Annotated in this window: 22 protein-coding genes and 1 pseudogene; 16 read left to right on the forward strand and 7 right to left on the reverse strand. The window is 61.0% G+C overall.

Going from position 1 to position 23,444, the window contains the following annotated elements:
- Positions 1 to 86 precede the first annotated feature (86 nt).
- Positions 87 to 1,502, reverse strand: a complete 1,416-nt coding sequence (gene tldD, locus RNA01_RS05460) for a metalloprotease TldD (RefSeq protein WP_147178957.1) — start codon at positions 1,500 to 1,502, stop codon at positions 87 to 89.
- A 114-nt stretch (positions 1,503 to 1,616) separates the two neighbouring features.
- On the reverse strand, positions 1,617 to 2,141 hold the full coding sequence (locus RNA01_RS05465; RefSeq protein WP_147178958.1) for an invasion associated locus B family protein: 525 nt from the start codon (positions 2,139 to 2,141) through the stop codon (positions 1,617 to 1,619).
- Positions 2,142 to 2,450: 309 nt separating this feature from the next.
- Here RNA01_RS05465 and coxB point away from each other — a divergent pair, with 309 nt between their 5' ends.
- The 15 genes and pseudogenes from coxB to RNA01_RS05550 all read left to right on the forward strand — a co-directional run bounded on the left by coxB (position 2,451) and on the right by RNA01_RS05550 (position 16,275).
- Positions 2,451 to 3,335 carry a cytochrome c oxidase subunit II gene (gene coxB, locus RNA01_RS05470; protein WP_147179140.1) on the forward strand — a complete coding sequence of 295 codons (885 nt, stop codon included), beginning with the start codon at positions 2,451 to 2,453 and terminating at the stop codon, positions 3,333 to 3,335.
- An 18-nt stretch (positions 3,336 to 3,353) separates the two neighbouring features.
- On the forward strand, positions 3,354 to 5,036 hold the full coding sequence (gene ctaD / locus RNA01_RS05475; protein ID WP_147178959.1) for a cytochrome c oxidase subunit I: 1,683 nt from the start codon (positions 3,354 to 3,356) through the stop codon (positions 5,034 to 5,036).
- Positions 5,037 to 5,120: 84 nt separating this feature from the next.
- Positions 5,121 to 6,077: a heme o synthase gene (locus tag RNA01_RS05480; RefSeq protein WP_147178960.1), complete on the forward strand. Its 957-nt coding sequence runs from the start codon at positions 5,121 to 5,123 to the stop codon at positions 6,075 to 6,077.
- Positions 6,077 to 6,214: a cytochrome c oxidase system small membrane protein gene (locus tag RNA01_RS05485; protein WP_147178961.1), complete on the forward strand. Its 138-nt coding sequence runs from the start codon at positions 6,077 to 6,079 to the stop codon at positions 6,212 to 6,214. Before RNA01_RS05480 ends, RNA01_RS05485 begins: the two co-directional genes overlap by 1 nt.
- Positions 6,215 to 6,230: 16 nt before the next feature.
- The gene (locus tag RNA01_RS05490; RefSeq protein WP_147178962.1) at positions 6,231 to 6,839 is read left to right on the forward strand and encodes a cytochrome c oxidase assembly protein; all 609 of its coding nucleotides are present in this window, start codon (positions 6,231 to 6,233) and stop codon (positions 6,837 to 6,839) included.
- 57 nt (positions 6,840 to 6,896) lie between these two features.
- Positions 6,897 to 7,775, forward strand: coding sequence for a cytochrome c oxidase subunit 3 (locus RNA01_RS05495; RefSeq protein WP_147178963.1), 879 nt, complete (start codon positions 6,897 to 6,899; stop codon positions 7,773 to 7,775).
- A 191-nt stretch (positions 7,776 to 7,966) separates the two neighbouring features.
- On the forward strand, positions 7,967 to 8,350 hold the full coding sequence (locus RNA01_RS05500; RefSeq protein ID WP_147178964.1) for a DUF983 domain-containing protein: 384 nt from the start codon (positions 7,967 to 7,969) through the stop codon (positions 8,348 to 8,350).
- A complete protein-coding gene (locus RNA01_RS05505) occupies positions 8,343 to 9,077 on the forward strand; it encodes an SURF1 family protein (RefSeq protein WP_284728025.1) in 735 nt (244 codons plus the stop codon). Before RNA01_RS05500 ends, RNA01_RS05505 begins: the two co-directional genes overlap by 8 nt.
- Before the next feature lie 89 nt (positions 9,078 to 9,166).
- Positions 9,167 to 9,532 (forward strand): DUF1304 domain-containing protein, encoded by a 366-nt coding sequence (locus RNA01_RS05510; RefSeq protein ID WP_147178965.1) that lies wholly within the window; start codon positions 9,167 to 9,169, stop codon positions 9,530 to 9,532.
- Positions 9,533 to 9,534: 2 nt separating this feature from the next.
- Positions 9,535 to 10,539: a 4-hydroxy-3-methylbut-2-enyl diphosphate reductase gene (gene ispH / locus RNA01_RS05515; protein ID WP_170253369.1), complete on the forward strand. Its 1,005-nt coding sequence runs from the start codon at positions 9,535 to 9,537 to the stop codon at positions 10,537 to 10,539.
- A gap of 543 nt (positions 10,540 to 11,082) precedes the next feature.
- Positions 11,083 to 13,500: pseudogene (locus RNA01_RS24540) on the forward strand (choice-of-anchor F family protein).
- Between the two features lie 519 nt (positions 13,501 to 14,019).
- Entirely contained in the window at positions 14,020 to 14,148 is a 129-nt protein-coding gene (locus RNA01_RS24420; protein ID WP_371864048.1) for a type II toxin-antitoxin system HicB family antitoxin, read from the forward strand.
- Positions 14,149 to 14,444: 296 nt separating this feature from the next.
- Positions 14,445 to 15,410 carry a homoserine kinase gene (locus RNA01_RS05540; RefSeq protein ID WP_147178970.1) on the forward strand — a complete coding sequence of 322 codons (966 nt, stop codon included), beginning with the start codon at positions 14,445 to 14,447 and terminating at the stop codon, positions 15,408 to 15,410.
- A complete protein-coding gene (gene rnhA, locus RNA01_RS05545; RefSeq protein WP_147178971.1) occupies positions 15,407 to 15,877 on the forward strand; it encodes a ribonuclease HI in 471 nt (156 codons plus the stop codon). Before RNA01_RS05540 ends, rnhA begins: the two co-directional genes overlap by 4 nt.
- A gap of 89 nt (positions 15,878 to 15,966) precedes the next feature.
- Entirely contained in the window at positions 15,967 to 16,275 is a 309-nt protein-coding gene (locus RNA01_RS05550) for a Dabb family protein (protein ID WP_147178972.1), read from the forward strand.
- Between the two features lie 57 nt (positions 16,276 to 16,332).
- Here RNA01_RS05550 and RNA01_RS05555 read toward each other — a convergent pair whose 3' ends face one another.
- Both RNA01_RS05555 and RNA01_RS05560 read right to left on the reverse strand, forming a co-directional pair.
- A complete protein-coding gene (locus RNA01_RS05555; RefSeq protein WP_147178973.1) occupies positions 16,333 to 16,818 on the reverse strand; it encodes a peroxiredoxin in 486 nt (161 codons plus the stop codon).
- 69 nt (positions 16,819 to 16,887) lie between these two features.
- Positions 16,888 to 17,736 (reverse strand): protein-disulfide reductase DsbD domain-containing protein, encoded by an 849-nt coding sequence (locus RNA01_RS05560; protein ID WP_147179142.1) that lies wholly within the window; start codon positions 17,734 to 17,736, stop codon positions 16,888 to 16,890.
- Between the two features lie 176 nt (positions 17,737 to 17,912).
- On the opposite strand from RNA01_RS05560, the gene RNA01_RS05565 reads away from it, so the two are divergent.
- Positions 17,913 to 18,518 carry a YqgE/AlgH family protein gene (locus RNA01_RS05565; protein WP_147178974.1) on the forward strand — a complete coding sequence of 202 codons (606 nt, stop codon included), beginning with the start codon at positions 17,913 to 17,915 and terminating at the stop codon, positions 18,516 to 18,518.
- Positions 18,519 to 18,549: 31 nt separating this feature from the next.
- Here the strand turns inward: RNA01_RS05565 and RNA01_RS05570 are convergent, their stop codons facing one another.
- The 3 genes from RNA01_RS05570 to RNA01_RS05580 all read right to left on the reverse strand — a co-directional run bounded on the left by RNA01_RS05570 (position 18,550) and on the right by RNA01_RS05580 (position 23,443).
- The gene (locus tag RNA01_RS05570) at positions 18,550 to 21,462 is read right to left on the reverse strand and encodes an EAL domain-containing protein (protein WP_147178975.1); all 2,913 of its coding nucleotides are present in this window, start codon (positions 21,460 to 21,462) and stop codon (positions 18,550 to 18,552) included.
- Complete coding sequence (locus tag RNA01_RS05575; RefSeq protein WP_147178976.1) at positions 21,459 to 22,073, reverse strand: GNAT family N-acetyltransferase; 615 nt, start codon at positions 22,071 to 22,073, stop codon at positions 21,459 to 21,461. Before RNA01_RS05575 ends, RNA01_RS05570 begins: the two co-directional genes overlap by 4 nt.
- Before the next feature lie 71 nt (positions 22,074 to 22,144).
- Complete coding sequence (locus RNA01_RS05580; RefSeq protein WP_147178977.1) at positions 22,145 to 23,443, reverse strand: M16 family metallopeptidase; 1,299 nt, start codon at positions 23,441 to 23,443, stop codon at positions 22,145 to 22,147.
- Position 23,444 lies beyond the last annotated feature (1 nt).

A 23,444-nucleotide genomic window follows, 5' to 3' on the forward strand; every position in this document is an offset into this window, starting at 1 on the left:
TTCGACAACGAAAAGAGCGCCCGGCAAGACCGCGGCGCTCTTTTCGTCTGTATGTCTCGATCAGATACGCGTGGGGAGGAGGCTTCCTAGGTCCGCGTCCCGCCCACGGTGATCTGGTCCATTCGCAGATGCGGCTGGCCGACGCCGACGGGAACCCATTGGCCGGCCTTGCCGCAATTGCCGATGCCCTTGTCGAGCGCCATATCGTTGCCGATCATGGAAATCCGCTTCATCGCTTCCGGCCCGTTGCCGATCAGCATGGCGCCCTTGACTGGCGCTCCGATCTTGCCGTCCTCGATCATGTAGGCCTCGGTGCAGCCGAACACGAACTTTCCGGAGGTGATGTCGACCTGACCGCCGCCGAAGGAGACCGCGTAGATGCCCTTCTTGACCGAGGCGATGATCTCGTCCGGGCTCTTGTCGCCGGACAGCATGTAGGTATTGGTCATGCGCGGCATGGGCTGATGCGAATAGCCCTGACGCCGGCCGTTGCCGGTCGCCTTCATGCCCATGAGCCGGGCGTTCTGGCGGTCCTGCATGTAGCCGACCAGCTTGCCGTTCTCGATCAGCACATTGTAGCCGGAGGGGGTGCCCTCGTCGTCCACGGTGATCGAGCCACGGCGGGCGTCGATCGTCCCGTCATCGACGATCGTGACGCCGGGGGCGGCGACCATCTCGCCCATCAGGCCGGCAAAGGCCGAGGTCTTCTTGCGGTTGAAGTCGCCTTCAAGTCCATGGCCGACGGCCTCGTGCAGCATGACGCCCGGCCAGCCGTTGCCGAGCACGACGTCCATGGTGCCGGCTGGCGCATCGATCGCCTCGAGATTGACCAACGCCTGGCGCAACGCCTCGTCCGCGCCGTGCTGCCAGCTCTCCTGCGTCAGGAAGTCGGAAAAGGCCATGCGTCCGCCGGTGCCGAACGATCCGCTCTCCTGTCGCTCGCCCTTGCCGGCGATGACGGAGATGTTGATCCGCGTCATCGGGCGGATGTCGCGCACCCGGTGGCCGTCGGCGCGCAGGATTTCGACCATCTGCCAGCTCGCGGAGATCGAGGCGGTGACCTGGCGGACGGTATCGCCCTTGCCCCTCAGGTAGGCATCGATCTCGGTCAGCAGCTTGACCTTTTCCTCGAAGGTCGGTGAACCGATCGGATTGTCCTCGCCGTAAAGCCTGGCATTGGTGCGCTGGGGCGCGCTCGCATAGGAGCCGCCATATCCCTTGGTGACGGCGCCCACGGCGTCTGCGGCACGCGACAGGGCGGCCAGCGAAAGCTCTCCGGCATGGGCGTAGCCGACCGCTTCGCCGGCAACGGCACGTAGACCGAAACCTTGGTCTGTGTTGAAGCTTCCACCCTTCAGGCGTCCGTTGTCGAAGGTCAGCGATTCCGCCTGCGCATGTTCAACGAACAACTCCCCGTCGTCGGCGCCGGCCAGCGCTTCGGCGACGCGCCGCTGCAAGGTTGCCTCGTCGCAGTCGAAAAGGCCAAGAAGGTCGTTGGTCATGGAAGTCTCCTTGAGGTGCTGGCTCCGATGTAGGCGCAATGCGACCCGCCGACAAGGTTCGACCGGAGCAAGCCCCGGTCGCGCGACACATTTAGATTGAGAGAACGGCGAGCGTCAGGGCAGCGTATCGTAGCCTTCGCTGAAGCCGGCAAGCTCGATCGGAATACCGACGCGGTCCTGGTCGGCCGATTCGCGTAGGGCGAACACCGCGTTCTTGCCGGCCCGCAGGATCTTCATCAGCTCGTCATCGATCTCGACTTCGACATAGCAACCTTCGGAAAAGCAGCGGGTGAAATAGGCGCGGCCGATATTGTTGCCGTCGACATAGAGCTCCATGCCATCCTTGAGCAGGACGCCGAGGGGGGCGAGAATACGCAGGATCTTGGCCTTGCGGTCCGCGGTTTTCAGCACCACGACGGACAAGCCCACTTCGGGCCGGTCCTCGGCGATGACGTTCTGCATCAGGGCGCATTGTTCCGCCGAGGCGCCGGCCGGCGTATCGCATATCACCGACCATGCGCCGTGATTGGAACGGATGGTTCCGGGTTGCTGTTGCTGGGCCCCGGCCGGAGCGGCCAAGGCAGCAATGGCAATGGCGCTAGCGACCAGGCCCGACCGGTAAAGTCTTGGAAGACCCATGGGTACCTCTGGAAATCGAATCATCCCTGACATTCATGGCGTCCGGGCGGGCAAAATGAAAGCCCCGGCCCGTGTTTTCCAAGCGAGTGCGGCTTAATTGCGACCGACCGCCATCACGGCGACGGTGATCACAGACTGATTGTTCGGGGATGACGAGCGGTTGGAATTGATGAAGCGCAAAAATGCGCCGCCAGGGTTGGGGCGGGCGTATTGCGAATGTGGCCGATCTGTGATTTTAAACATCCATGATAGCATGAAATTCGCGTTATGATTTGATGTGGATCAAACGCTTGGGGAGAGACAATCGTGATGAAGAGAGCTTTTGCAGCATTGGCCGCCGTGGTCTGTCTGCTTTTCGCCTCCGGTAGCTTTGCAGACCAGCCGGTCGAGTGGCAGATCGACTTGCAGCAGCCGGCGACGCCGGTCATGGAGCAGATCCGCTGGTTTGAACACTATACGTTATGGTTCATCGTGCCGATCACGATTTTCGTGCTGCTGCTGCTCATTATCGTTGTTGTTCGTTTCCGCGCCGCGGCCAATCCGGTTCCGTCGAAAGTCAGCCACAATACGGCGATCGAGATCGTCTGGACGGTCGCGCCGGTTCTCATTTTGCTGTTTTTCGCGATCCCATCCTTCAATTTGCTGTCCATGGAGCTCACGCAGCCGGAGAATCCGGACGTGACGGTGAAGGCGACCGCCACCCAGTGGCAGTGGAATTATGAGTATCAGGGCGAAACGGAGGTTGCCTTCGATTCCTATATGCTGAAGGAGGAGGACCGCGCTGCCGCCGGAAAGGTGGATAAAGGGGTCTATCCGCGCCTGCTCGCCGTCGATAACGAGATGGTCATTCCGGTTGGAAAGACCGTCCGTGTGCTCGTGACCGCTGCCCCGACCGATGTCATCCATTCCTTCGCCATGCCGGCTTTCGGCATCAAGATCGATGCCGTTCCGGGTCGTCTCAACGAGACCTGGTTCCGCGCCGATCGCGAAGGCTTGTACTATGGCCAGTGTTCGGAACTTTGCGGCAAGGATCACGCCTTCATGCCGATCGCCATCCGTGTGGTCTCGGATGAGAGATACGCAGCATGGCTGCAGGCCGCCGGCGCTGATCTCGCTGGTGCCAACAAGGCGCTGATGGCTGCCGTCGACGGTGCGGACAAGTCCGTGCAGCTCGCCGAAAACGTTTCGAATTAAGGAAGAGGAGTGCGGACAATGGCTGGACCTGTTGCCCATGATGATCACGCCCACGGTCAAGGCGCGCATCACGACCATCATGACCATAAACCCGGTTTCTTCTCCCGTTGGTTTTTGTCGACCAACCACAAGGACATCGGCACGCTCTACCTGATCTTCGCGATCATCGCCGGTCTGATCGGCGGTGCGCTGTCCGTCGCCATGCGCATGGAACTGCAGGAGCCGGGCATCCAGATCTTCCATGGTCTGGCCTCGCTCGTCTATGGCTTCGAGGGTGACGCCGCCATCGACGGTGGCAAGCACATGTTCAATGTGTTCACCACCGCGCACGCCCTGATCATGATCTTCTTCATGGTCATGCCGGCGCTGATCGGCGGTTTCGCCAACTGGATGATTCCGATCATGATCGGCGCTCCGGACATGGCTTTCCCGCGCCTCAACAACATCTCGTTCTGGCTGATCGTTCCCGCCTTCCTGCTGCTCCTTCTGTCGATGTTCGTCGAAGGCCCGGCAGGCGCTTATGGTGTTGGCGGCGGCTGGACGCTCTATCCGCCGCTTTCGACCTCCGGCCAGCCTGGCCCGGCTGTCGACCTGGCGATCTTCGCCATCCACATCTCGGGTGCCTCGTCGATCCTCGGTGCGATCAACTTCATCACGACGATTCTCAACATGCGCGCTCCCGGCATGACGCTGCACAAGATGCCGCTGTTCGCCTGGGCCGTTCTCGTCACCGCGTTCCTGCTGCTGCTCTCGCTGCCGGTTCTGGCAGGTGGCATCACCATGCTGCTGACCGACCGCAACTTCGGCACGACTTTCTTCGCGCCGGAAGGCGGCGGTGACCCGATCCTGTTCCAGCACCTGTTCTGGTTCTTCGGTCACCCGGAAGTCTACATCCTGATCCTGCCCGGTTTCGGCATCATCAGTCACATCGTCTCGACCTTCTCGAAGAAGCCGGTCTTCGGCTATCTCGGCATGGCCTACGCCATGGTCGCGATCGGCGCCGTCGGCTTCATCGTCTGGGCTCACCACATGTACACGGTCGGCCTTTCGCTGGCCGCGCAGCGCTACTTCCTCTTCGCCACCATGGTGATCGCGGTGCCGACCGGCATCAAGATATTCTCCTGGATCGCGACGATGTGGGGCGGCACGCTGTCCTTCCGCACGCCGATGATCTGGGCGATCGGCTTCATCTTCCTGTTCACCGTCGGCGGTGTAACCGGGGTGCAGCTCGCCAATGCCGGCCTCGACCGTTCGCTGCACGACACCTACTATGTGGTTGCCCACTTCCACTACGTTCTGTCGCTCGGCGCCGTGTTCGCCATCTTCGCCGCCTGGTACTACTGGTTCCCGAAGATGTCCGGCTACATGTACAACGAGTTTCTCGGCAAGCTGCACTTCTGGGTCATGTTCATCGGCGTCAACATGGTCTTCTTCCCGCAGCACTTCCTCGGTCTAGCCGGTATGCCACGTCGTTACATCGACTATCCGGACGCATTCGCGGGTTGGAACTACGTATCCTCGATCGGTTCCTACATCTCGGCCTTCGGCGTGCTGATTTTCCTGGTCGGCGTATTCGAAGCCTTCGCCAAGAAGCGCGTCGCTGGCGACAACCCCTGGGGTGAAGGTGCGACCACGCTGGAATGGCAGCTGTCTTCGCCGCCGCCGTACCACCAGTGGGAACAGCTGCCGCGCATCAAGTAAGCGCGGGCTGGCCCTCAACGACTTACGGGTGTCGCGCTCCTTGAAAGGCGCGGCGCCCGACAGAACAAAAATGGGATGGAGACAATGACGATAATCGACAGCCGCGACATCACCGGCCTCGAAGGCGAAGTACGCCTTTCGGAAGCCAGTGCGCGCGATTTCTTCGCGCTCCTGAAGCCGCGGGTCATGTCCCTCGTTGTCTTCACCGCCTTTGCCGGCCTCGTGCTGGCGCCGGGCACGATCAACCCGGTTCTCGGCTTCATCGCCATTCTCTGCATCGCCGTCGGAGCCGGCGCCTCTGGCGCGCTCAACATGTGGTACGATGCCGACATTGACGCGGTTATGACCCGCACCGCGACGCGCCCCATTCCCGCCGGCCGGATTGAACCGAGCGAGGCGCTTGCCTTCGGCCTCGTGCTTTCGGTGTTCTCGGTCTCCATCCTCGGCTTGACGGTGAACTGGTTCTCCGCTGGCCTGCTCGCCTTCACCATCTTCTTCTATGCCGTCGTCTACACGATGTGGCTGAAGCGCTCGACGCCGCAGAACATCGTCATCGGCGGTGCTGCCGGCGCCTTCCCGCCCATGGTCGGCTGGGCCTGCGTGACGGGTGGTGTGTCGCTCGACAGCATTGTTCTCTTCCTCATCATCTTTCTCTGGACCCCGGCGCATTTCTGGGCGCTGGCGCTGTTCAAGATGCGCGACTACGGCTCGGTCGGCGTGCCCATGCTGCCCAATGTGTCGGGTGAGCGGGTCACCAAGCACCAGATCGCCCTTTATGCGGTACTGACCGCAATCACGGCGGTCATCCCCGCCTTCACCGGTCTCGCCTCGCTCTACTACGGCCTCTTCGCTGGCGCGCTCGGCATCTATCTGGTGCTCTGTTCCATCGCCGTCTGGCGGATGGCGGATGGCGACGAGAAGATGCTGCCGGCCAAGAAGCTGTTCGCCTATTCGATCCTCTACCTCTTCGCCGTCTTCTCGGCCCTCTTGGTCGATCATTATGTCGTGACGCTTGCGACCCTGTTTGGAGGTACCGCCTGATGGAAATGATCCGGCTCAACGATGCGCAGAAGAAATCCCGCCGCGGACGCAATATCGCGCTCGGCGTTGTGCTGGCCGCGCTGGTCGCCATTTTCTATGTCGTCACGCTGATCAAATTCGGCGCGACCATCAATTGAGAACAGGGAGGCGGTCATGGCTATGATGGGCAACGATAAGAACGTGGCGAAGCGCGGCAACGCGACGATTCTGGTCGCCTGCGTTGTTTTCGTCGGTTGCATGGTCGGCGCATCCTTCGCCTCCGTTCCGCTCTACCGGATTTTTTGCCAGGTGACGGGCTACAACGGCACGACGCAACGGGTCGAGCAGGCCTCCGACGTCGTGCTGGACAAGACGATGAAGGTCACCTTCGACGCCAATGTCTCCTCGGGCCTCAACTGGGACTTCAAGCCGATTGACCGCCAGATCACGCTGAAGATCGGCGAAACGGTGCGGATCAACTACACTGCGACCAATCGATCGCCGGTTGCGACGACGGGGCAGGCGATCTTCAACGTAACACCGATGGAAGCGGCAGCCTATTTCAACAAGGTCGAGTGCTTCTGCTTTACGGAAACCGAGCTGAAACCCGGCGAAAGCCTGGAAATGCCGGTGGTCTTCTTCGTTGATCCGGCCATAGTCGAGGCCGCCGAGACGAAGGACATCGGAACGATTACGCTGTCCTACACCTTCTATCCGCATGAGGGGGAGAAGCCTGTGGCATCGCTGCCGCAGCAGGGTGACAAGGTTCAGCCAAAACTGTGAGAGGAGGAGCCCGGTCCGCCGGGCTTCATGGAAATTTGACATTCGGGGATTGCTGACATGGCCGAAGCGCATCAGAAGAATCATGACTACCACATCATCGATCCGAGCCCGTGGCCGATCCTGGCCTCACTCGGCGCGTTCATCATCACCTTCGGCGGCGTCAGCTATATGCGATACCTGAACGGCGGCTCGTTCAAGCTGTTCGGTCTGGAGCTTGCCAATCCGTGGCTGTTCTACATCGGCCTGATCATCATTCTCTACACGATGGTCGGCTGGTGGGCGGACACCATCAAGGAAGCGCATGAAGGCGCGCATACCCGCGTCGTCTCGCTCCACCTGCGCTACGGCATGATCATGTTCATCGCCTCCGAGGTGATGTTCTTCGTCGCTTGGTTCTGGGCCTTCTTCGACGCCAGCCTGTTCCCTAGCGAAGCGATCCAGGCAAGCCGCGTCGAATTCACCGGTGGCCAGTGGCCGCCGCGCGGCATCGAAGTACTCGATCCCTGGCATCTGCCGCTCTACAACACCATCATCCTGCTGCTGTCGGGCACTTGCGTCACCTGGGCTCACCACGCGCTTCTGCATGGTGATCGCAAGGGGCTGGTGAACGGCCTCGCTCTGACCGTCGCTCTCGGCGTGCTGTTCTCCTTCGTCCAGGGCTATGAATACATGCACGCCCCGTTCGGCTTCAAGGACAGCATCTACGGCGCGACCTTCTTCATGGCGACCGGTTTCCACGGCTTCCACGTGCTTGTCGGCACGATCTTCCTGCTCGTCTGCCTGCTGCGTGCGATGAAGGGTGATTTCACCCCGAAGCAGCATTTCGGTTTCGAGGCGGCCGCCTGGTACTGGCACTTCGTCGACGTCGTCTGGCTGTTCCTGTTCTTCTCTATCTACATCTGGGGCGGCTGGGGCGCGCCGCTCGCGCACGGTTGAGCCGAGCGAGACGACAAGAAACACTGGCGGCACCTACGGGTGCCGCTTTTTTGTTGCCGGGCAAAAGGCCGGTGACAGCTCCTGGCAGGATTGTGCCGCATTTGCTGTTTGCCAATCGCGGCGTATAAGCCAGGATATGAAAATGCGGTCGCCAGCGGCAGACCGACCTATGCCGAGATGAAAGGAAGACCATGAGCGAGGACAATGCCCATTTCGCGCCCGTCGATCCGGTCAAGGCCGGCCTAACGGCCTCTTGCCCGCGCTGCGGCCAAGGCCGCCTGTTCGACGGTTTTTCCACGATCAAGGCCCGTTGCAGCAACTGCGGACTGGACTATTCCTTCGTCGATTCGGGCGACGGTCCGGCGATCTTCGTCATTCTCTTGGCCGATTTCCTCGTTGTCGGCCTGGCGGTATGGACCGAACTCACCTACCACCCGCCGGTCTGGCTGCATTTCGTCCTGTTCGGACCGATGGCGATCATCGTCTCGCTGTGGTTGCTGCGCACCATCAAGGCGATGCTGATCGCTCTGCAATACAAGAACAAGGCCTCCCAAGGGACGATTGATCGTGGCTGAGACGGCGCGGCGCGGACCTGTCCGGCTTGTCCTCACGGCGGTGGCGGTGATCCTTGCCATGGCGATCCTGCTCTCGCTCGGCACCTGGCAGGTGAAACGACTGCACTGGAAGGAGGCGCTGATCGCCGAGATCGAGGAGCGCCGCAACGCGGCCCCCCTGCCGCTCGAGGCCATCGAGGCGATCTTGGCTGCCGGCGGCGACGTGGACTATCGCGCCGCCGAAGCGCAAGGCACCTATCTCAACGACAAGGAGCGCCACTTTCTCGCGACCTTCCATGGCAGCGCCGGCTTCTACGTTTATACGCCGCTGGAGCTTGCCGACGGGCGCTATCTCTTCGTCAATCGCGGCTTCGTGCCCTACGAGTTGAAGGAGCCGGCAAGTCGGCCTGAGGGCCAGTTGAGTGGCCCGCAAACCGTGAAAGGCCTTGCCCGTGCCCGTCTGGACGCAAAGCCGTCGTCAATGGTGCCTGACAATGACGAGGTCAAGAATGTCTTCTACTGGAAGGACCTCGACCGTATGGCCGCGAGTGTCGGTCTGCCCGAGGACAAGGTGCTGCCGTTCTTCCTCGATGCCGACGCGACGCCCGTTCCGGGCGGCTTGCCGGAAGGCGGCGTGACCCAGATCGATCTGCCGAACAGCCATCTGCAATATGCGATCACCTGGTATGGCCTGGCGCTCGCGCTGGCGGGCGTTGTCCTCTACGGCATGTTTCGCCGAAAGTCCTGAAACCGTCGGGCGCGGATGGTCGTCAACCGATCGTCCCCTGACTTGACCTGAACGTGGAGAGGCGCCCGGCGCGCCTTTGGGAGAATGAAATGAAATTCATTGCCGATCTGCTGGTCGCGTTGGTGGCGCTCGAACATGTCTACATTCTGGTGCTGGAGATGTTCCTCTGGACCAAACCAACTGGCCTCAAGGCCTTCGGCATGAGACCGCCGCAGGCCGAAATGACCAAGGTCATGGCCGCCAATCAGGGTCTCTACAACGGGTTCCTGGCGCTTGGCCTTTTCTGGTCGCTGGTCCAGCCGAATGCGGATTTCACCTTTCAGCTGAAGCTGTTTTTCCTTGGCTGCGTCTTCGTCGCAGGCCTATATGGAAGCGTGACGGCCTCCCGCAAGATCCTCTATATCCAGGCGCTTCCTGCCGCCGTCGCCCTGATCCTTGTCCTTTTTGCTGGCTGATGATGAACGAGACCGTGTCCAAACCGCAATTGACGATCCGCCTGTGTGGCCCGCGCGGCTTCTGCGCTGGCGTCGACCGGGCCATCCAGATCGTCGTGTTGGCGCTGAAAGGCTATGGCGCGCCGGTCTATGTGCGCCACGAGATCGTCCACAATCGCTATGTGGTCGAGGGGCTTGAGGCCAAGGGCGCGGTCTTTGTCGAGGAACTGGACGAGATTCCCGAGGAACACCGCAAGCAGCCGGTGGTCTTTTCCGCCCATGGCGTGCCGAAATCCGTGCCGGCAGACGCCCAGTCGCGCAACCTGTTCTATCTCGACGCGACCTGCCCTCTGGTTTCCAAAGTGCACAAGCAGGCCATGCGCCATCAGCGTCTCGGCCGCCATGTGGTGCTGATCGGCCATGCCGGCCATCCGGAAGTGATCGGTACAATGGGGCAACTGCCGGAGGGCTCCGTGTCGCTGATCGAGACGATCGAGGATGCCGATCGCTATGTGCCGGCCGATCCGGACAACCTCGGCTATGTCACCCAGACGACGCTCTCCGTCGATGACACGGCCGGCGTTATCGCGCGGCTGCGGCAGCGCTTCCCCAACCTGACGGCGCCCTCGGCCGACAGTATCTGCTATGCCACGACCAATCGTCAGGAAGCGGTGAAACAGGCAGCACCCGGCTGCGACCTCTTTCTTATCGTCGGCGCACCGAATTCGTCGAATTCCAAGCGTCTCGTCGAAGTGGCCCTGAAGGCCGGCGCGAAGCAGTCGATCCTCGTCCAGCGGGCCGCCGAGATCGACTGGGATACGATCGGTTCGATCTCGACGCTCGGCCTTTCGGCCGGCGCGTCCGCCCCGGAAGTGATCGTCAACGAGATCATCGAGGCCTTCCGTCAGCGCTACGGCGCGACGATCGAGCTTGCCGAATTCTCGATCGAGAACGAGCATTTCCTCGTTAATCGGGAACTGCGCTCGATCGAACTGACCCACGAGGACATGGCCTGGGTCAATGGGTGAGTTGCTTCGGCGAAGCCGGAGAAACGCGCTTGTGGCGTGCTTCGAGCAGCGAACTCCCCGGAGAAGTTGATGTCGTGAGATGCGCAATTATAGCTGATTGTTCCACAAAGACGCTGATAGCGATTTGGAGGAAAAAGGCGTCTACAAATCTAGGGACAATCCACTAGGTTAATAGATTTTCCTTCAGGGCCGATTCCAGGAATTTTGAGGAGAACCCTCTCGGGTGCGTAATTTGCTGAAAGGCATTATTTATGTCGGCGCCCTTGTTTTTCGCGAAAAAGGACTCAACCCGAAGCGCTTTGAGTTCAGATTAAAATACATGTTTTCAGTTAGATAGGGGGGGGCTGCACGAAGACGCGATCGGTGCTCCGTCATTGTTGCGCATAAGCAACGATGCCGTAAATACCTCGATCAAGATCGCTTGTCTGCGAAATTTGATCATTGAAAAATTAAGCATAGTGATTTCATAATGCAATTCTGCTGATTGGGTCTTGATTCCCGCATCCGGCCAAGGATTAGACAAAGCAAAATAGAGGAGGGCTGATGCGCTCGTTGTTCACTTACGCCAGTTCGGTGTCCATTGTCGCGTTGATCGCAACCGGTATTGCCGGCAGCGCCAAGGCTGATAACATCTCGGAATTCCTGGAAGCTGTCGGAGATGGATCGATCCTCGTTGATCCCGCCGAGGGCATTGTTGCGCCCGGCGTTGCCGTCATAACTGGAAATTCGGGAAACAACGCCGCCTTCCCCGGGTACACCGGGACGGACTTCGTCGGCAACGGTTTTTCGCTTAAGGACAATGAAAATTGTATACTTGCAAGCGGCGTCGGCATCACTTGCGACGCCCCTCAAAAAAGCGGCAAGCGTGACAAGATCTTGCTGAACGGAGCGAATCCGCTTGATCTGGTCTTCGACACCATCGATACGAGTGATGGGACGACGGACTATGTGGCGATCTCGAAGGTCACCAATACGACCGGCGCTCGCATGACCGGCTATCAGTTGCAGATCGGCTACGGCACGGGGGACAATTTCCGGACCGTATCGGTTGCCGGCAACACTTCGGTGTAATTCGACAATCTAATCGCCAAGACTTTGGCATCAAATCCGTCAGCGGCCACTTGGGCCGGCTCGACGACCGCTCTTGTCCAGTCACCACTACAGAGAACCTTCTATGCGGCGGGTCTGTTTGGCCTGGAGGGCCAGGACACAAACGGTGACGGCACCAATGACGGCGCTACTATTGGCTTTTTCACGCCGGATCAGCGCGTTGCTCTGACCTTTGATCCTGCCGTTGCAACTGCCGGCAGTGTTCAGGAGCAATTGAATGCTGGCGCGCCGGTTCAGTTCGATCCGGCCACCGGCGCGGTGGTTGGAACGACCTATGCCGATCTGTTCGGCGCTGATACCGCGCTGCTTCCGCTTGCTTTCTCCCCGCAGGGTATCTTCTGGGATAACGACAACGATCCCTCGACGGACGGCGTGCTTATGGCGGCCTATCTCAACGGCCAATGGGTGACCTACCGGGCGCTCAATGCCGACGGCAGCTTCGCGGTGGTAGATCCGAGCACCCTCGGACTTGGTATTCCTGCCGGTGGTACTTTGGTCCCGGATCCGACCGGCGCCGGAACCGCTGTCGTTCTAACGCAGGCCCAAATCGATGCTCTCCTTGCGAACCCTATCTATTCGCAAGATGTTGTCGAGGACATTTCGAAGGTAAATGCTAACTTCGGTATCGACATCGCTGATCTCGATGGCTTCAACAATGGCGAGTTCACGATCCGTGTCGTGCCTGTTTTCGCACCGGTCGTAGCCGCTGCGGTGGATGACTATCAGTTCGACATTGCAGCAAATCTCGATGCCGCTCGTGTTCCATTCTTGGCACTGGACCCGGAGTTGGACAATGTCGCCACGGCGATCGAGGCTCTGCCTGCTGCGCAGCGTTCTGCCGCCATCGCCCAGACCGGTTTCGGTTTTCTTAGCGCCTTTGATGCTCTGACCAATGGCGCGGCGCGCAACCAGATGGACAACGCTTTCTTCCGCATCGACGGATCGCGTTATGGAACGGGGTTTGGCGCCGCCTCGGTCGATGGGCAGAACAGCCATACTTATAATGATGCGTTCTCCGTCTTCTTCGCGGGTGGCGGTTTCTATGGAAGCAACGACGCCCGGGCGGACAGCATGGGCTTCGACTACAACAGCTGGTCGGCATCCGTAGGTGGCGACGTTAAGCTGAGCGATACCCTGCTCCTGGGTTCCGCCTTCGGCTTCACCTCTGGTTCTGCTAATGTTGATGGCGGCGTCGGCTCTCTTGATGCGGATACCTATTCCTTCACCGGCTACTTTGGCTCCAACTGGGCGAACGGCTTCTACCTTGACGGAGCATTGGGGTACGCATTTTCGGATTATAACTCGAGCCGCACCGTTTCGATTGGCGCGATCAACAACACCTACGAGGGTGACACCACCGGCCATTCAATCTTGGCCCGCGTGCAGGCCGGCTACGACTATGAAAACGACGGCTGGAAAATCGGGCCGGTCGGTGACCTGTCGATCGTCCACACCAAAGTCGGCGACTTCACTGAAGCAGGCGGCGGTGTCGCGCTGAACGTCGGCTCCCAGGACATCAGCTCCGTTCAAGGCGGCTTCGGCCTGCGTACCGATTATCGGCTGAAGCAGGATTGGGGCAGTCTTGTCATGCGGGGCAAGGCCATGGTTGTCCACGAATTCGGCGACACTGACCGAACCGTCAATACGAGCTTTGTGGGCGGCTTGCCGGCAGGGTGGAATACGCCTGTGACGACGGGAAGCGATACCTTCGTTCTCTTGAATGCGGGGATTTCCGCCGTCTTGGCCAATAATGGCGCGTCAAATATAGCTCTGGGGCTGGACTATAACGGCCGCATTGGTGATGGCGTCTCCGAGCATCGTGGCACTGTTTCGGTCAAGTTCCTCTGGTAGGCCCTCTTTTTCAGGCGCGACAGAAAAGCGCCTGATTATTCTCACCGTTACTTTGGTCGGAGAGAATCGGTGATCTGAAACAGCATCGGGCGCGTTGCGGCCGATGCTGTTTTCTTGTGTTAATGAGGCTGAGGCGCCAATCGAACCATATGGCGATAGCGGTGGCTCGCGAAAATTGAACGGTTGAGATAACTGGATTTTGGCTCATGAAGACGGCAGTCTGCTAGGAATAAGAGCTATGATGACGAAATGCCCCCCCGCCGTCAGCCCCCGCCTTCAAGGCAATAGTCTTGGCTGCCGTGATCAAGGATGAGAAAACGGCGGTCGAGTTTGCCCTGCCGTCGATGTCCACAAGGACGTTGACAGCGATGTCGACGTCTCCTTTGCCGATTTTCCGGGCGTTGTGACGGCCGGGCAGACACCTCGACGAGCGTATGGCGCAAGAGGCGCTCGGCCTGCATGTCGAAGGCATGATTGAGGATGGCGCCTATTCCCGAACCATCCTCGCTGGAGGCGATCATGAGTGATCCGGTCAACAAGGATGGCGTCGCCGTCTTCATTCCGTTGAAATCCGAGGCAAAGAAAGCGGTGTGGCTGAATATTCGTCTGCCGGAGGATGTCCTGCGGGAAGTCGATGCCTATGAATAGCCCCGAGATTTGTAGAGACCTTCTTTCCTAACTTTGAGGCAAGAAGAGCATGGGCTGGCGCGGTCTGGATCTTTGGCGCGGGCTGCCTTGCGACAGACACGAACCGGAGACAATCCCGGCAACCTGCGTGGCTATGCGCAATCCGCCTAACACGTTCGCCTTGAGCATCTTGTTCGCCAATACCGCCTTCAATTCCTGTGCCCATTTCCCCGCCGGCACTGGCACTCCCTTTTCCCCCGCTGTATGGCTTGCGCTATCATTGGCGGCACAACGAACGCAGCGCGGGATTTTTTGACGTGGCAGTCTATACCGATATCAACGAGGGCGATCTCAAGGCCTTCCTCACGCAATATGATGCGGGAGAGCTTTTGTCCTACAAGGGCATCGCCGAGGGAGTGGAGAATTCCAACTTCCTGTTGCATACCTCCAAATTTCCGCTGATCCTCACCCTTTACGAAAAGCGGGTGGAGAAGAACGACCTGCCGTTTTTCCTCGGCCTGATGCATCATCTCGCCGATCGCGGGCTGTCCTGCCCACTGCCTCTGCCGCGCAAGGATGGCGCGCTTCTCGGTGAGTTGTCCGGCCGTCCGGCGGCGCTGATCTCCTTTCTCGAGGGCATGTGGCTGAGGAAGCCCGAGGTCAAGCACTGCCGCGAGGTCGGCCGCGCGCTGGCCGCCATGCATGTGGCGGGAGAGGGCTTTGCGCTGAAGCGTCCCAATGCGCTCGCGCTGGAGGGCTGGAAGGGACTGTGGGCCAAGTCGAAGGATCGCGCCGACGAAGTCGAGACCGGGCTCGAAGAGGAGATCGGCAATGAGCTTGCTTTCCTCGCCGCACACTGGCCGAAGGATCTGCCGCAAGGCGTCATCCACGCCGACCTGTTTCCCGACAACGTCTTCTTCCTCGACGACGAATTGTCGGGCCTGATCGACTTCTATTTCGCCTGCAATGACTTCCTCGTCTACGACCTGTCGATCTGCCTCAACGCCTGGTGCTTCGAGAAGGACGGCGCCTACAATATCACCAAGGGCATGGCGATGATCGAGGGCTACCAGTCGGTCCGCCCGCTGTCCGAGGCTGAAATCACGGCCTTGCCCACTCTCTGCCGCGGTTCGGCGCTGCGTTTTTTCCTGACCCGCCTCTACGACTGGCTGATGACGCCGGCCGGCGCGCTGGTGGTCAAGAAGGACCCGCTCGAATACCTGAAGAAGCTGCGCTTCCACCGTCAGGTGGCCACAAGCGCCGAATACGGACTTATCCGATGAAGCATGTCGATATTTTCACCGACGGCGCCTGCTCCGGCAATCCCGGTCCTGGCGGCTGGGGTGCGGTGCTGCGCCATGGCGAAACGGAAAAGGAACTGTGCGGCGGTGAGGCTGAAACCACCAACAACCGTATGGAGCTTCTGGCCGCGATCAGCGCCTTGAACGCGCTGAAAAGCGCCTGCGAGGTCGATCTGCACACTGACAGCAAATACGTGATGGACGGCATTTCCAAGTGGATCTTCGGCTGGAAGAAAAACGGCTGGCGTACCGCCGACAAGAAGCCTGTCAAGAATGGCGAGCTTTGGCAGGCGCTGGATGTCGCCAATCAGCGTCACAAGGTCACCTGGCACTGGGTCAAGGGCCACGCCGGTCATCCGGAAAACGAGCGTGCCGACGAGCTGGCGCGCAAGGGAATGGAACCATTCAAAAAGCCCAATCTCGGGCGAGCGCTGCTGCAGGGGCGCTGAGCGCGCCGCGTGGCGACACATCTCGCCTTGCCATCCAGACCTTTCTGCCTATCCTGCGCCGGCAAGAAACCACATGGGAGAAAGACGCCATGATCCAGCATTGCGTATTCCTGCGCTTCAAAGCGTCGACGCAAGAAACCGAGAAACTGGCGATCTATCAGGGTATCGCGGCTCTGAAGAACATCATACCCGGCATGCTTGAGGTCAAGTATGGCCCGAATGTCTCGCCGGAAGGGTTGCACGGAGGCTATCTCGATGGATTCATCATCACCTTCGAAGATACCATGGTGCGGGATTACTACCTCAAGCACCCTGACCACATCGCTGTCGGCGACCGCATCGTCAAGGCAACCGATGGCGGGCTTTCCGGGATACTCGTTTTCGATATGGAGATCTGAATACAACAAAAAGGCGGCGGATCGCTCCGCCGCCTTTTGGCAATCCGGCGATTGTTGTCAGAGCTGTTCGATCATCGCCGCAGCCGCCGAAACGGTCGCCTGGCCGGGGTTTTCCTCGACGTTGAGCGACTTCACCACGCCGTCCTCGACCAGCATGGAATAACGCTTGGAGCGCACGCCAAGCCCACCGGCGGACAGGTCCGCGTCGAGCCCGAGCGCCTTGGTGAAGGAAGCGTCCCAGTCGGCAAGGAAATGAATCTTGCCGAGCCCGCCACTCTGCTGCGCCCAGGCCCCCATGACATGCCAGTCGTTGACGGAGATGACGGCGATATCGTCGACGCCGCGGGCGAGGATCGCGTCGCGGTTTTCCAGATAACCCGGCAAATGGTTCAGCGAGCAGGTCGGGGTGAATGCGCCCGGTACGGCGAACAGGACGACGCGCTTGCCCTTGAACAGGTCGTCGGTCGTCAGCTCTACCGCACCATCGGCCGTTTTCTCCTTGAAGGTCGCCTGGGGCAGGCGCTCGCCAATCGCAATCGTCATGAAAATCTCCTCGCTGGGTTCGGGCGGGCTCCGTTCGGCCGGCCGGTCGCTGCGGAATATAGATTGACGCTAGTCAAAGGCAAGATGGGTTTCCATCGCGCGACCGCCGGCCTTGACTAGCACTCCCCAGGTCTTGCCGTGGATGTCATATTTGCGCGGCAGCCCACTGATCGGAAGGACGACGGTCAGTTCGTCGCCGGAAAGCTTGCGTTCGCTCTCGTCGAGAAAGACATGGCCGCTCGGTCCGGTGACGAAGATCTCGGCGTCCCGCTCTTTGGTCTGCGTTGGAACGGTCAGCGTCAGCGAGAGATGCTTGCCATCGGCCGAAAGTGCGTGGGCCTTGAGCGCGAAATCGGCGGCGGGAGGCTCCGGCAGTCTCGCGCGCGCCGCAACGATCAACGCTGTCTCTTCCGCCTCTTCCGCATCGTTCGGCGTCAGTCGCAACTCCGCCTGGAAGGGAATGCAGATATTGCGGCAAAGACCGATGAACACGGAGGCATTGATCTCGCCCGGAGAAGAGGTGCCAGCACCGGAGGCCACAAGGGTGAGCGGGAGCGTCACCGGGGCGTCATAGCCGATGTCGTGGATGTCACCGTTGTCGATCCGCTTCGGCACCGGGTAGGCGACCTCCGTCAGCGCATAGCCGCTCTCCGGCGCAATGGTGATAGAGGGCGGTATGCCGGCATCGCCCGGCTCGCGCCAATAGGTGATCCAGCCGGGCGAGGGTTCGATCTGCAAAGCCGCAGCGCGTGTGCCCTGCGCGTCGGCCGGCAAGACCACCAGCCGCATACGACCGCCCTGGTTCACCGCCCAGTCGCTGCTCTCGGCCCAGGCTGCACAGGTTTGGCCCATAAGGGCGGCCGCGAGCGCCGCAAGAGCAAGGCCGGGTCGACGAAAATTTGCGCGCACTGTTCTCATCATGGGAAAGCCGTTTATTCCAACGTTTGCCGCTCGACCAGTAACGCTTGCGATAGCCGGATCATTTTTAGTTGATTGATTGCCGTTCCTGCCCCATCCTCCGTTGATTGACGAGTTCATGGCCGGACGATCCGGCCTTGAATCAGCCGCCCCAAAGGGGTCCGTGGAGGTAAAGTATGGCTTTCTCGACGCTGAAGAAGGATCGTGAACGGGGACTTCTCGACGGTCAGCTGTTGATCGCCATGCCGGGCATGGCAGATGGCAACTTTGCTCGCTCCGTCGTCTTTATCTGCGCGCATTCACCTGCCGGCGCGATGGGATTCATCATCAACCGCGCTCAGCCGGTTACCTTCGCGGAGGTGCTGCTTCACCTTGATCTGATCGACAGGACGGACGCGATCATGCTGCCGGAGCACGCGCGCGATTTTCCCATCCAGAGCGGTGGACCGGTCGAGACCGGCCGTGGTTTCGTGCTGCACAGCGACGATTATAGCGGGGACAGCAGCATTCCCGTCAGCGACGACATCTCGCTGACGGCGACGCTCGACATCGTTCGCGAGATTGCCGCTGGCCGCGGCCCGCGCCGTGCCACCATGCTGCTCGGCTATGCCGGCTGGGGGCCGGGTCAGCTCGAGCTGGAAATGGCCGCCAATGGCTGGCTGCATTGCCCTGCAACGGAAGACATCATCTTCGACCGCTCGCTCGACAACAAATACGACCGGGCCTTGGCGCTGATGGGGGTGAGCCCCGCCATGCTGTCGATGGAAGCCGGCCACGCGTGAAGAGGACGCGCGTCACGCGCCCCTATGGCTCTTATGCCCGCTTGGTCAGCGGGAACCGTTCCTTGAGCAGCCGCTGGATCGATTCCGAGCCGAGCGGCGCGCCGAACAGGTAGCTCTGGCCGAAATCGCAGCCGAGCTTGGCGAGTTCCTCGGCGTCGGCATCGCTCTCTATCCCTTCCGCCACCACCTGCATCTCCAGCCCGCGGGCCATGGATATGACGGATTTCAGCAGCACGGACCGCTTGTCGGAGCGGTCGTTGACTAGCGCCTTGTCGAGCTTGATCGTGTCGAACGGGAAGCGGGTGAGGTAAGCCAACGAGGAATAGCCGGTGCCGAAGTCGTCGAGCGCCAGGGAAATGCCGGTCTCCTTCAACTTGGCAAGCAGCAGGCGCGCTTGTTCCGGGTTCTCCATTACCACGCTCTCGGTCAGTTCAAGCCTGATGCGGTGCGGGTCGCATCGTGTCTTGCCCAGCAAGGCGCGAATGTCGCTGTAGAGTTCGCTTGAGAGCAGCTGCGCGCTCGACAGGTTGACGGCGACGAAGACCGGGATCTCGCCCGTGTGCCGCTCCCATTCCATCAGGTCGGTGGTCGCGCGTTCGAGCGCGAACATGCCGAGCGGTTCGATCAGGTCCGACATTTCGGCGATCGGAATGAATTCCGACGGCGGGATATTGCCACGCTTCGGATGGTCCCAGCGCATCAAAGCCTCGAAGCCGGCGACCTCGCCATCGGCAAGGCGGACGATCGGCTGGTAGACCATCGACAGTTCCTTGCGCTCTATCGCACGGCGCAGGTCGGTCTCAAGTTGCAGCCGGTCGGTGCCGGCGGTGCGGAAGGCGGGGCGGAATGGTTCGACGCGATTGCCGCCCGCCCGTTTGGCGCGGTACATGGCAAGTTCGGCATCGGAGAGCAGACTTGCGGCGTTTTCCTGCTGGTCGACCCAGGAGACAAGGCCGATCGAGGCGGTGAGGATGACCTCGCGATTGGCGAAGTTGATCGGCACCATGATCGCCTTCGACACGGCGTCGGCGAAGTCGGCGATCTTGACCGGATCACGTTCGGAGACGAGGATCAGCCCGAATTCGTCGCCACCGATACGCGCCAGCGTATCCTGCGGCTTCATCAGCCGGCGGAGGCGACGGGTAAGTGCAATCAGGATATTGTCACCGGCGGCGATGCCGAGACTGTCGTTCACCAGCTTGTAACGGTCGATGTCGATCGCAAGAACGGTCGGTCGGACGGTCTCAGTGCCGCTGGCCAGGGTCAGCATCGATTGCAGCCTGTCGAGGAAAACCTCGTGGTTCGGCAGGCCGGTCAGATTGTCGTGCATGGCGTCGCTGAGCAGCCGGTCGATCGAGTTCTTCTGCTCGGTGACGTCGATAATCGTGCCCACGCAGCGGATGACCTCACCGTTGGATCCGAGCACGGGCCGGGCGCGGATCTTCAACCAGTGGAAATGGCCGTCCTCGGCGCGGATACGGAATTCGTGGTTGAGCCGCCCTTTCCGGTGCTCGAGAAGCACGTCGAGCGTGGCGCGAAACCGGTCCCGGTCGTCCGGGTGGAGCCGCGGCAGCCAGTTGCGCGCGGCGCCGTGCATGGTTCCGGGCGCAAGGCCGAGGCGGACGGAAATATCGGGGATCGTCACCACACGGTCGCGTGCCACGTCCCAGTCCCAGACCGTATCGCCCGATCCGGTCAAGGCCAGTGACTGGCGCTCGAGGTCGGAGAACAGGCCCTGCTGATAGGCGCCGCCGGCAAAGGCGTGCTGCATGACGGTAAAGCCGATCAGGAGCACGATCAGCACCAGTCCACCGCCGAGCGCCGGCTGAATGATGTCATTGTCGAGCTGCCCGGTGACGGTCAGCCAACCGCCGAACAACCAGACGATGATCAGCGCCCAGGTCGGTATGAGCAGGATGGCGCGGTCGTAGCGATTGAAGCCGAGATAGAAGATCAGCGCGATGCCCACCGTCCCGGTCAGAGCGAAGGACAGGCGGGCGATGCCGGCGGCGATCGACGGATCGTAAATCGCCACGCCGAACAGAAGGGCGAGGCCAAGGATCCAGGCGAATGTCGCATAGCCGAGATGGACATGCCAGCGATTGAGATTGAGGTAGGTGAAGAGGAAGATGACGAGGCTCGACGCCAGTGCCACTTCCGCGCCCGCTCGCCAAATGCGCTGGTCGCTGGAGGTAATGCTGATGAGCTTTTCGAGGAAGCCGAAGTCGACGCAGATATAGGCGAGCACCGCCCAGGCGAGCGCCGCCGCCGCCGGCAGCATGGACGTGCCCTTGACGACAAAGAAGATGGTCAGGAATACCGCAAGCAGGCCTGCAATGCCGAGCACGATGCCACGATAGAGGGTGAAGGCGTTGACTGTGTCCTTGTAGGCGTCCGGTTCCCAAAGGTAGATCTGCGGCAGGTTGGGGGTCGCGAGTTCGGCGACGAAGGTGATCACGGAGCCGGGGTTGAGCGTGATGCGGAACACGTCAGCGTCCGGGCTCGGTACCCGGTCAAGCGCGAAGCCCTCCGACGGGGTGATCGAGATGATGCGCTGCGAGCCAAGATCCGGCCAGAAGATGTGCGAGCCGGCAAGGCGGAAGTGCGGGGCGACAATGACGCGCTCCAGCTGCTCCTCCGAAACATTGGCGAGCGCGAAGACCGCCCAGTCGCCCTGGTGGTCCTCCGAGGAGGCCCGCACCTCGATGCGCCGGCGAATGCCATCGGCGCCGGCCGCGGTCGAGACCTGGAAGGCATTGCCCTGGTTGGTGTAGATCTCCGTTGTGGCGGTGAGGTCGAGCGCGGTGTCGTCGCGGGCGATCTTCACCGGTTCCGCGGCAAGCGCCAGCGACGAGAAGAGACCGACGAACGCAAGAATTGCCGCGGCCAGCGCGGCGGCAAGCCGACGGCCGGCTGCCGCTTGCCTGTTCCGGTCAGACGTCATGAGTTTTCTTTTTTCCCGTTCCCCGAGGCGCGGTCGCTGAGGAGAGACAGCATCGTGTGATCGCGCCATTGCCCGTTGATTTTCAGATACTGTCGCAAGAGACCTTCCCGCTCAAATCCGACCCCCTCGAGGAGCCGGATGCTTTTCTCGTTCTCTGGGATACAGGTTGCTTCAATCCGGTGCAACTCAAGCACCCCGAAGATGTAGGGAATAGCCAGGCGAAGTGCGGCAAACATATGGCCTTTGCCCGCATGACGCTCGCCCATCCAATATCCGATCATGCAGCTTTGTGACGCACCCCGGCGGATCAGACCGATGGTCAGGCCGCCGAGCAGGACTTCGTCGGGACCGCCAAAAAGCAGGAAGGGAACGGCGAGGCCGGAATGGAACTCCTGGCCGTTGCGCACGACGCGCGAACGGAAGGCACGCTCGGTCAGATCATCGGCTCGCCACGTGGGCTCCCAGGGTTGCAGAAAGGCACGGCTGTCGCGACGCAGTTCATGCCATTGCTCGAAATCGTCGTAACGCGGCAGGCGAAGGCGATGGGTGGCATTCACCAGTTCCGGCGTTTCCGGCTGCCGCGACAGAAACCGAAAGACCGAACGTGTCATCGCAATCCCTTCAGGCCCGTGCCGGCGGGAGCGCGTCCGTCGGCGGTTACTTTAGCGCGATCCCGGCAAACTCAGCCGGCCGCCTTGAGCGGCGTTGCGCGCCCCGCCGACAGCGCGCCGTTGATCTCGCTCATCGGCGCGAGGTGTTCGAGCGGACCGATGGCCGAGAGTGTCGGCGTGGTTTCGAAGAACAACCGTCCGCCGAGATCGGTCAGTCGCTCGGGGGTGATGCCGGCGAGCCGGTCCATCATCTCCTGGTTGGAGATTGGACGACCGTAGAGCATCATCTGCCGGGCGATTTGGCCGGCACGCGCGGCCGGGCTTTCCTGGCCCATCAGAAGCTGGGCGCGCACCTGGGCGCGCGAACGGTCGATCTCCTGACTGTCGATGGATTGCGAGGCCTTGCGCAATTCATCGATGATGACCGGGACAAGCTCCGGAAGATTTTCCCCGCCGGTCGCGGCATGGATGCCGAAGATGCCGCTGTCGGAAAAGCCCCAGTGAAAAGCGTAGATCGAATAGCAGAGGCCACGGATCTCCCGCACTTCCTGGAAAAGACGCGAGGACATGCCGCCGCCGAGAATGTTGGCCAGGATCTGTGAGGCGTAGAAGTCGCGCGCGTGATAGGCGCGGCCCTCGAAGCCGATGAGAAGTTGCGCGTCCATCAGGTCGCGCTCCTCGCGGGCCTCGCCTCCGGTATAGCGGGCGGCCTCGATGATCGGGCTGACCTCGGGCTTGGTGCGCAGTGTGGCGAAGCGCTCCTCGACCTGTTTGACGAAAGTGTCGTGATCGACCGCACCGGCGGCCACGACGAACATGCGGTCCGTCGTGTAATTGCGGTCGAGATAGGCGCGGATTTCGGCGCTGGTGAAGGCCTTTACCGTGTCCGGCGTGCCGAGGATCGGCCGGCCGAGCGGCTGACCTGCATAGGCGAGTTCCGAGAAACGGTCGAACACCACGTCGTCCGGTGTGTCGTTTGCCGCCCCGATTTCCTGAAGGATGACGTGTTTTTCACGCGCCAGTTCCTCCTCGTCGAAGGTGGAGCCGGTCAGGATGTCGGCGAGCATGTCGACCGCCAGCGGTACGTCGTCCTTCAGCACGCGCGCGTAATAGGATGTGGTCTCCGTCGAGGTGGCGGCGTTCAGTTCTCCGCCGACATTCTCGATCTCCTCGGCGATCTGGCGCGCGCTGCGACGGTTCGTACCCTTGAAGGCCATGTGCTCGAGCAGGTGGGCGATGCCATGCTCGCCCTCCGTCTCGTCACGGGATCCGGACTTGATCCAGGTCCCGAGTGCCACGGATTCGAGATGCGGCATCGTTTCCGTCACCACCGTCAGCCCCGAAGGCAGTCGGGTACACTCTACACTCATC

The organism is Paenirhizobium naphthalenivorans (assembly GCF_007992095.1).
Classification (GTDB): domain Bacteria; phylum Pseudomonadota; class Alphaproteobacteria; order Rhizobiales; family Rhizobiaceae; genus Allorhizobium; species Allorhizobium naphthalenivorans.

Bases quoted from the DNA above. Each gene is read 5' to 3' on its own strand.
- RNA01_RS05570 (WP_147178975.1), bottom strand. From the start codon at position 21,462: ATGACGTCTGACCGGAACAGGCAAGCGGCAGCCGGCCGTCGGCTTGCC.
- RNA01_RS05580 (WP_147178977.1), bottom strand. From the start codon at position 23,443: ATGAGTGTAGAGTGTACCCGACTGCCTTCGGGGCTGACGGTGGTGACG.
- RNA01_RS05510 (WP_147178965.1), top strand. From the start codon at position 9,167: ATGAAATTCATTGCCGATCTGCTGGTCGCGTTGGTGGCGCTCGAACAT.
- RNA01_RS05500 (WP_147178964.1), top strand. From the start codon at position 7,967: ATGAGCGAGGACAATGCCCATTTCGCGCCCGTCGATCCGGTCAAGGCC.
- rnhA (WP_147178971.1), top strand. From the start codon at position 15,407: ATGAAGCATGTCGATATTTTCACCGACGGCGCCTGCTCCGGCAATCCC.
- RNA01_RS05575 (WP_147178976.1), bottom strand. From the start codon at position 22,073: ATGACACGTTCGGTCTTTCGGTTTCTGTCGCGGCAGCCGGAAACGCCG.
- ispH (WP_170253369.1), top strand. From the start codon at position 9,535: ATGAACGAGACCGTGTCCAAACCGCAATTGACGATCCGCCTGTGTGGC.
- RNA01_RS05485 (WP_147178961.1), top strand. From the start codon at position 6,077: ATGGAAATGATCCGGCTCAACGATGCGCAGAAGAAATCCCGCCGCGGA.
- RNA01_RS05490 (WP_147178962.1), top strand. From the start codon at position 6,231: ATGGCTATGATGGGCAACGATAAGAACGTGGCGAAGCGCGGCAACGCG.
- RNA01_RS05480 (WP_147178960.1), top strand. From the start codon at position 5,121: ATGACGATAATCGACAGCCGCGACATCACCGGCCTCGAAGGCGAAGTA.
- RNA01_RS05560 (WP_147179142.1), bottom strand. From the start codon at position 17,736: ATGAGAACAGTGCGCGCAAATTTTCGTCGACCCGGCCTTGCTCTTGCG.
- coxB (WP_147179140.1), top strand. From the start codon at position 2,451: ATGAAGAGAGCTTTTGCAGCATTGGCCGCCGTGGTCTGTCTGCTTTTC.
- RNA01_RS24420 (WP_371864048.1), top strand. From the start codon at position 14,020: ATGAGTGATCCGGTCAACAAGGATGGCGTCGCCGTCTTCATTCCGTTG.
- RNA01_RS05465 (WP_147178958.1), bottom strand. From the start codon at position 2,141: ATGGGTCTTCCAAGACTTTACCGGTCGGGCCTGGTCGCTAGCGCCATT.
- ctaD (WP_147178959.1), top strand. From the start codon at position 3,354: ATGGCTGGACCTGTTGCCCATGATGATCACGCCCACGGTCAAGGCGCG.
- RNA01_RS05565 (WP_147178974.1), top strand. From the start codon at position 17,913: ATGGCTTTCTCGACGCTGAAGAAGGATCGTGAACGGGGACTTCTCGAC.
- RNA01_RS05550 (WP_147178972.1), top strand. From the start codon at position 15,967: ATGATCCAGCATTGCGTATTCCTGCGCTTCAAAGCGTCGACGCAAGAA.
- RNA01_RS05495 (WP_147178963.1), top strand. From the start codon at position 6,897: ATGGCCGAAGCGCATCAGAAGAATCATGACTACCACATCATCGATCCG.
- RNA01_RS05555 (WP_147178973.1), bottom strand. From the start codon at position 16,818: ATGACGATTGCGATTGGCGAGCGCCTGCCCCAGGCGACCTTCAAGGAG.
- tldD (WP_147178957.1), bottom strand. From the start codon at position 1,502: ATGACCAACGACCTTCTTGGCCTTTTCGACTGCGACGAGGCAACCTTG.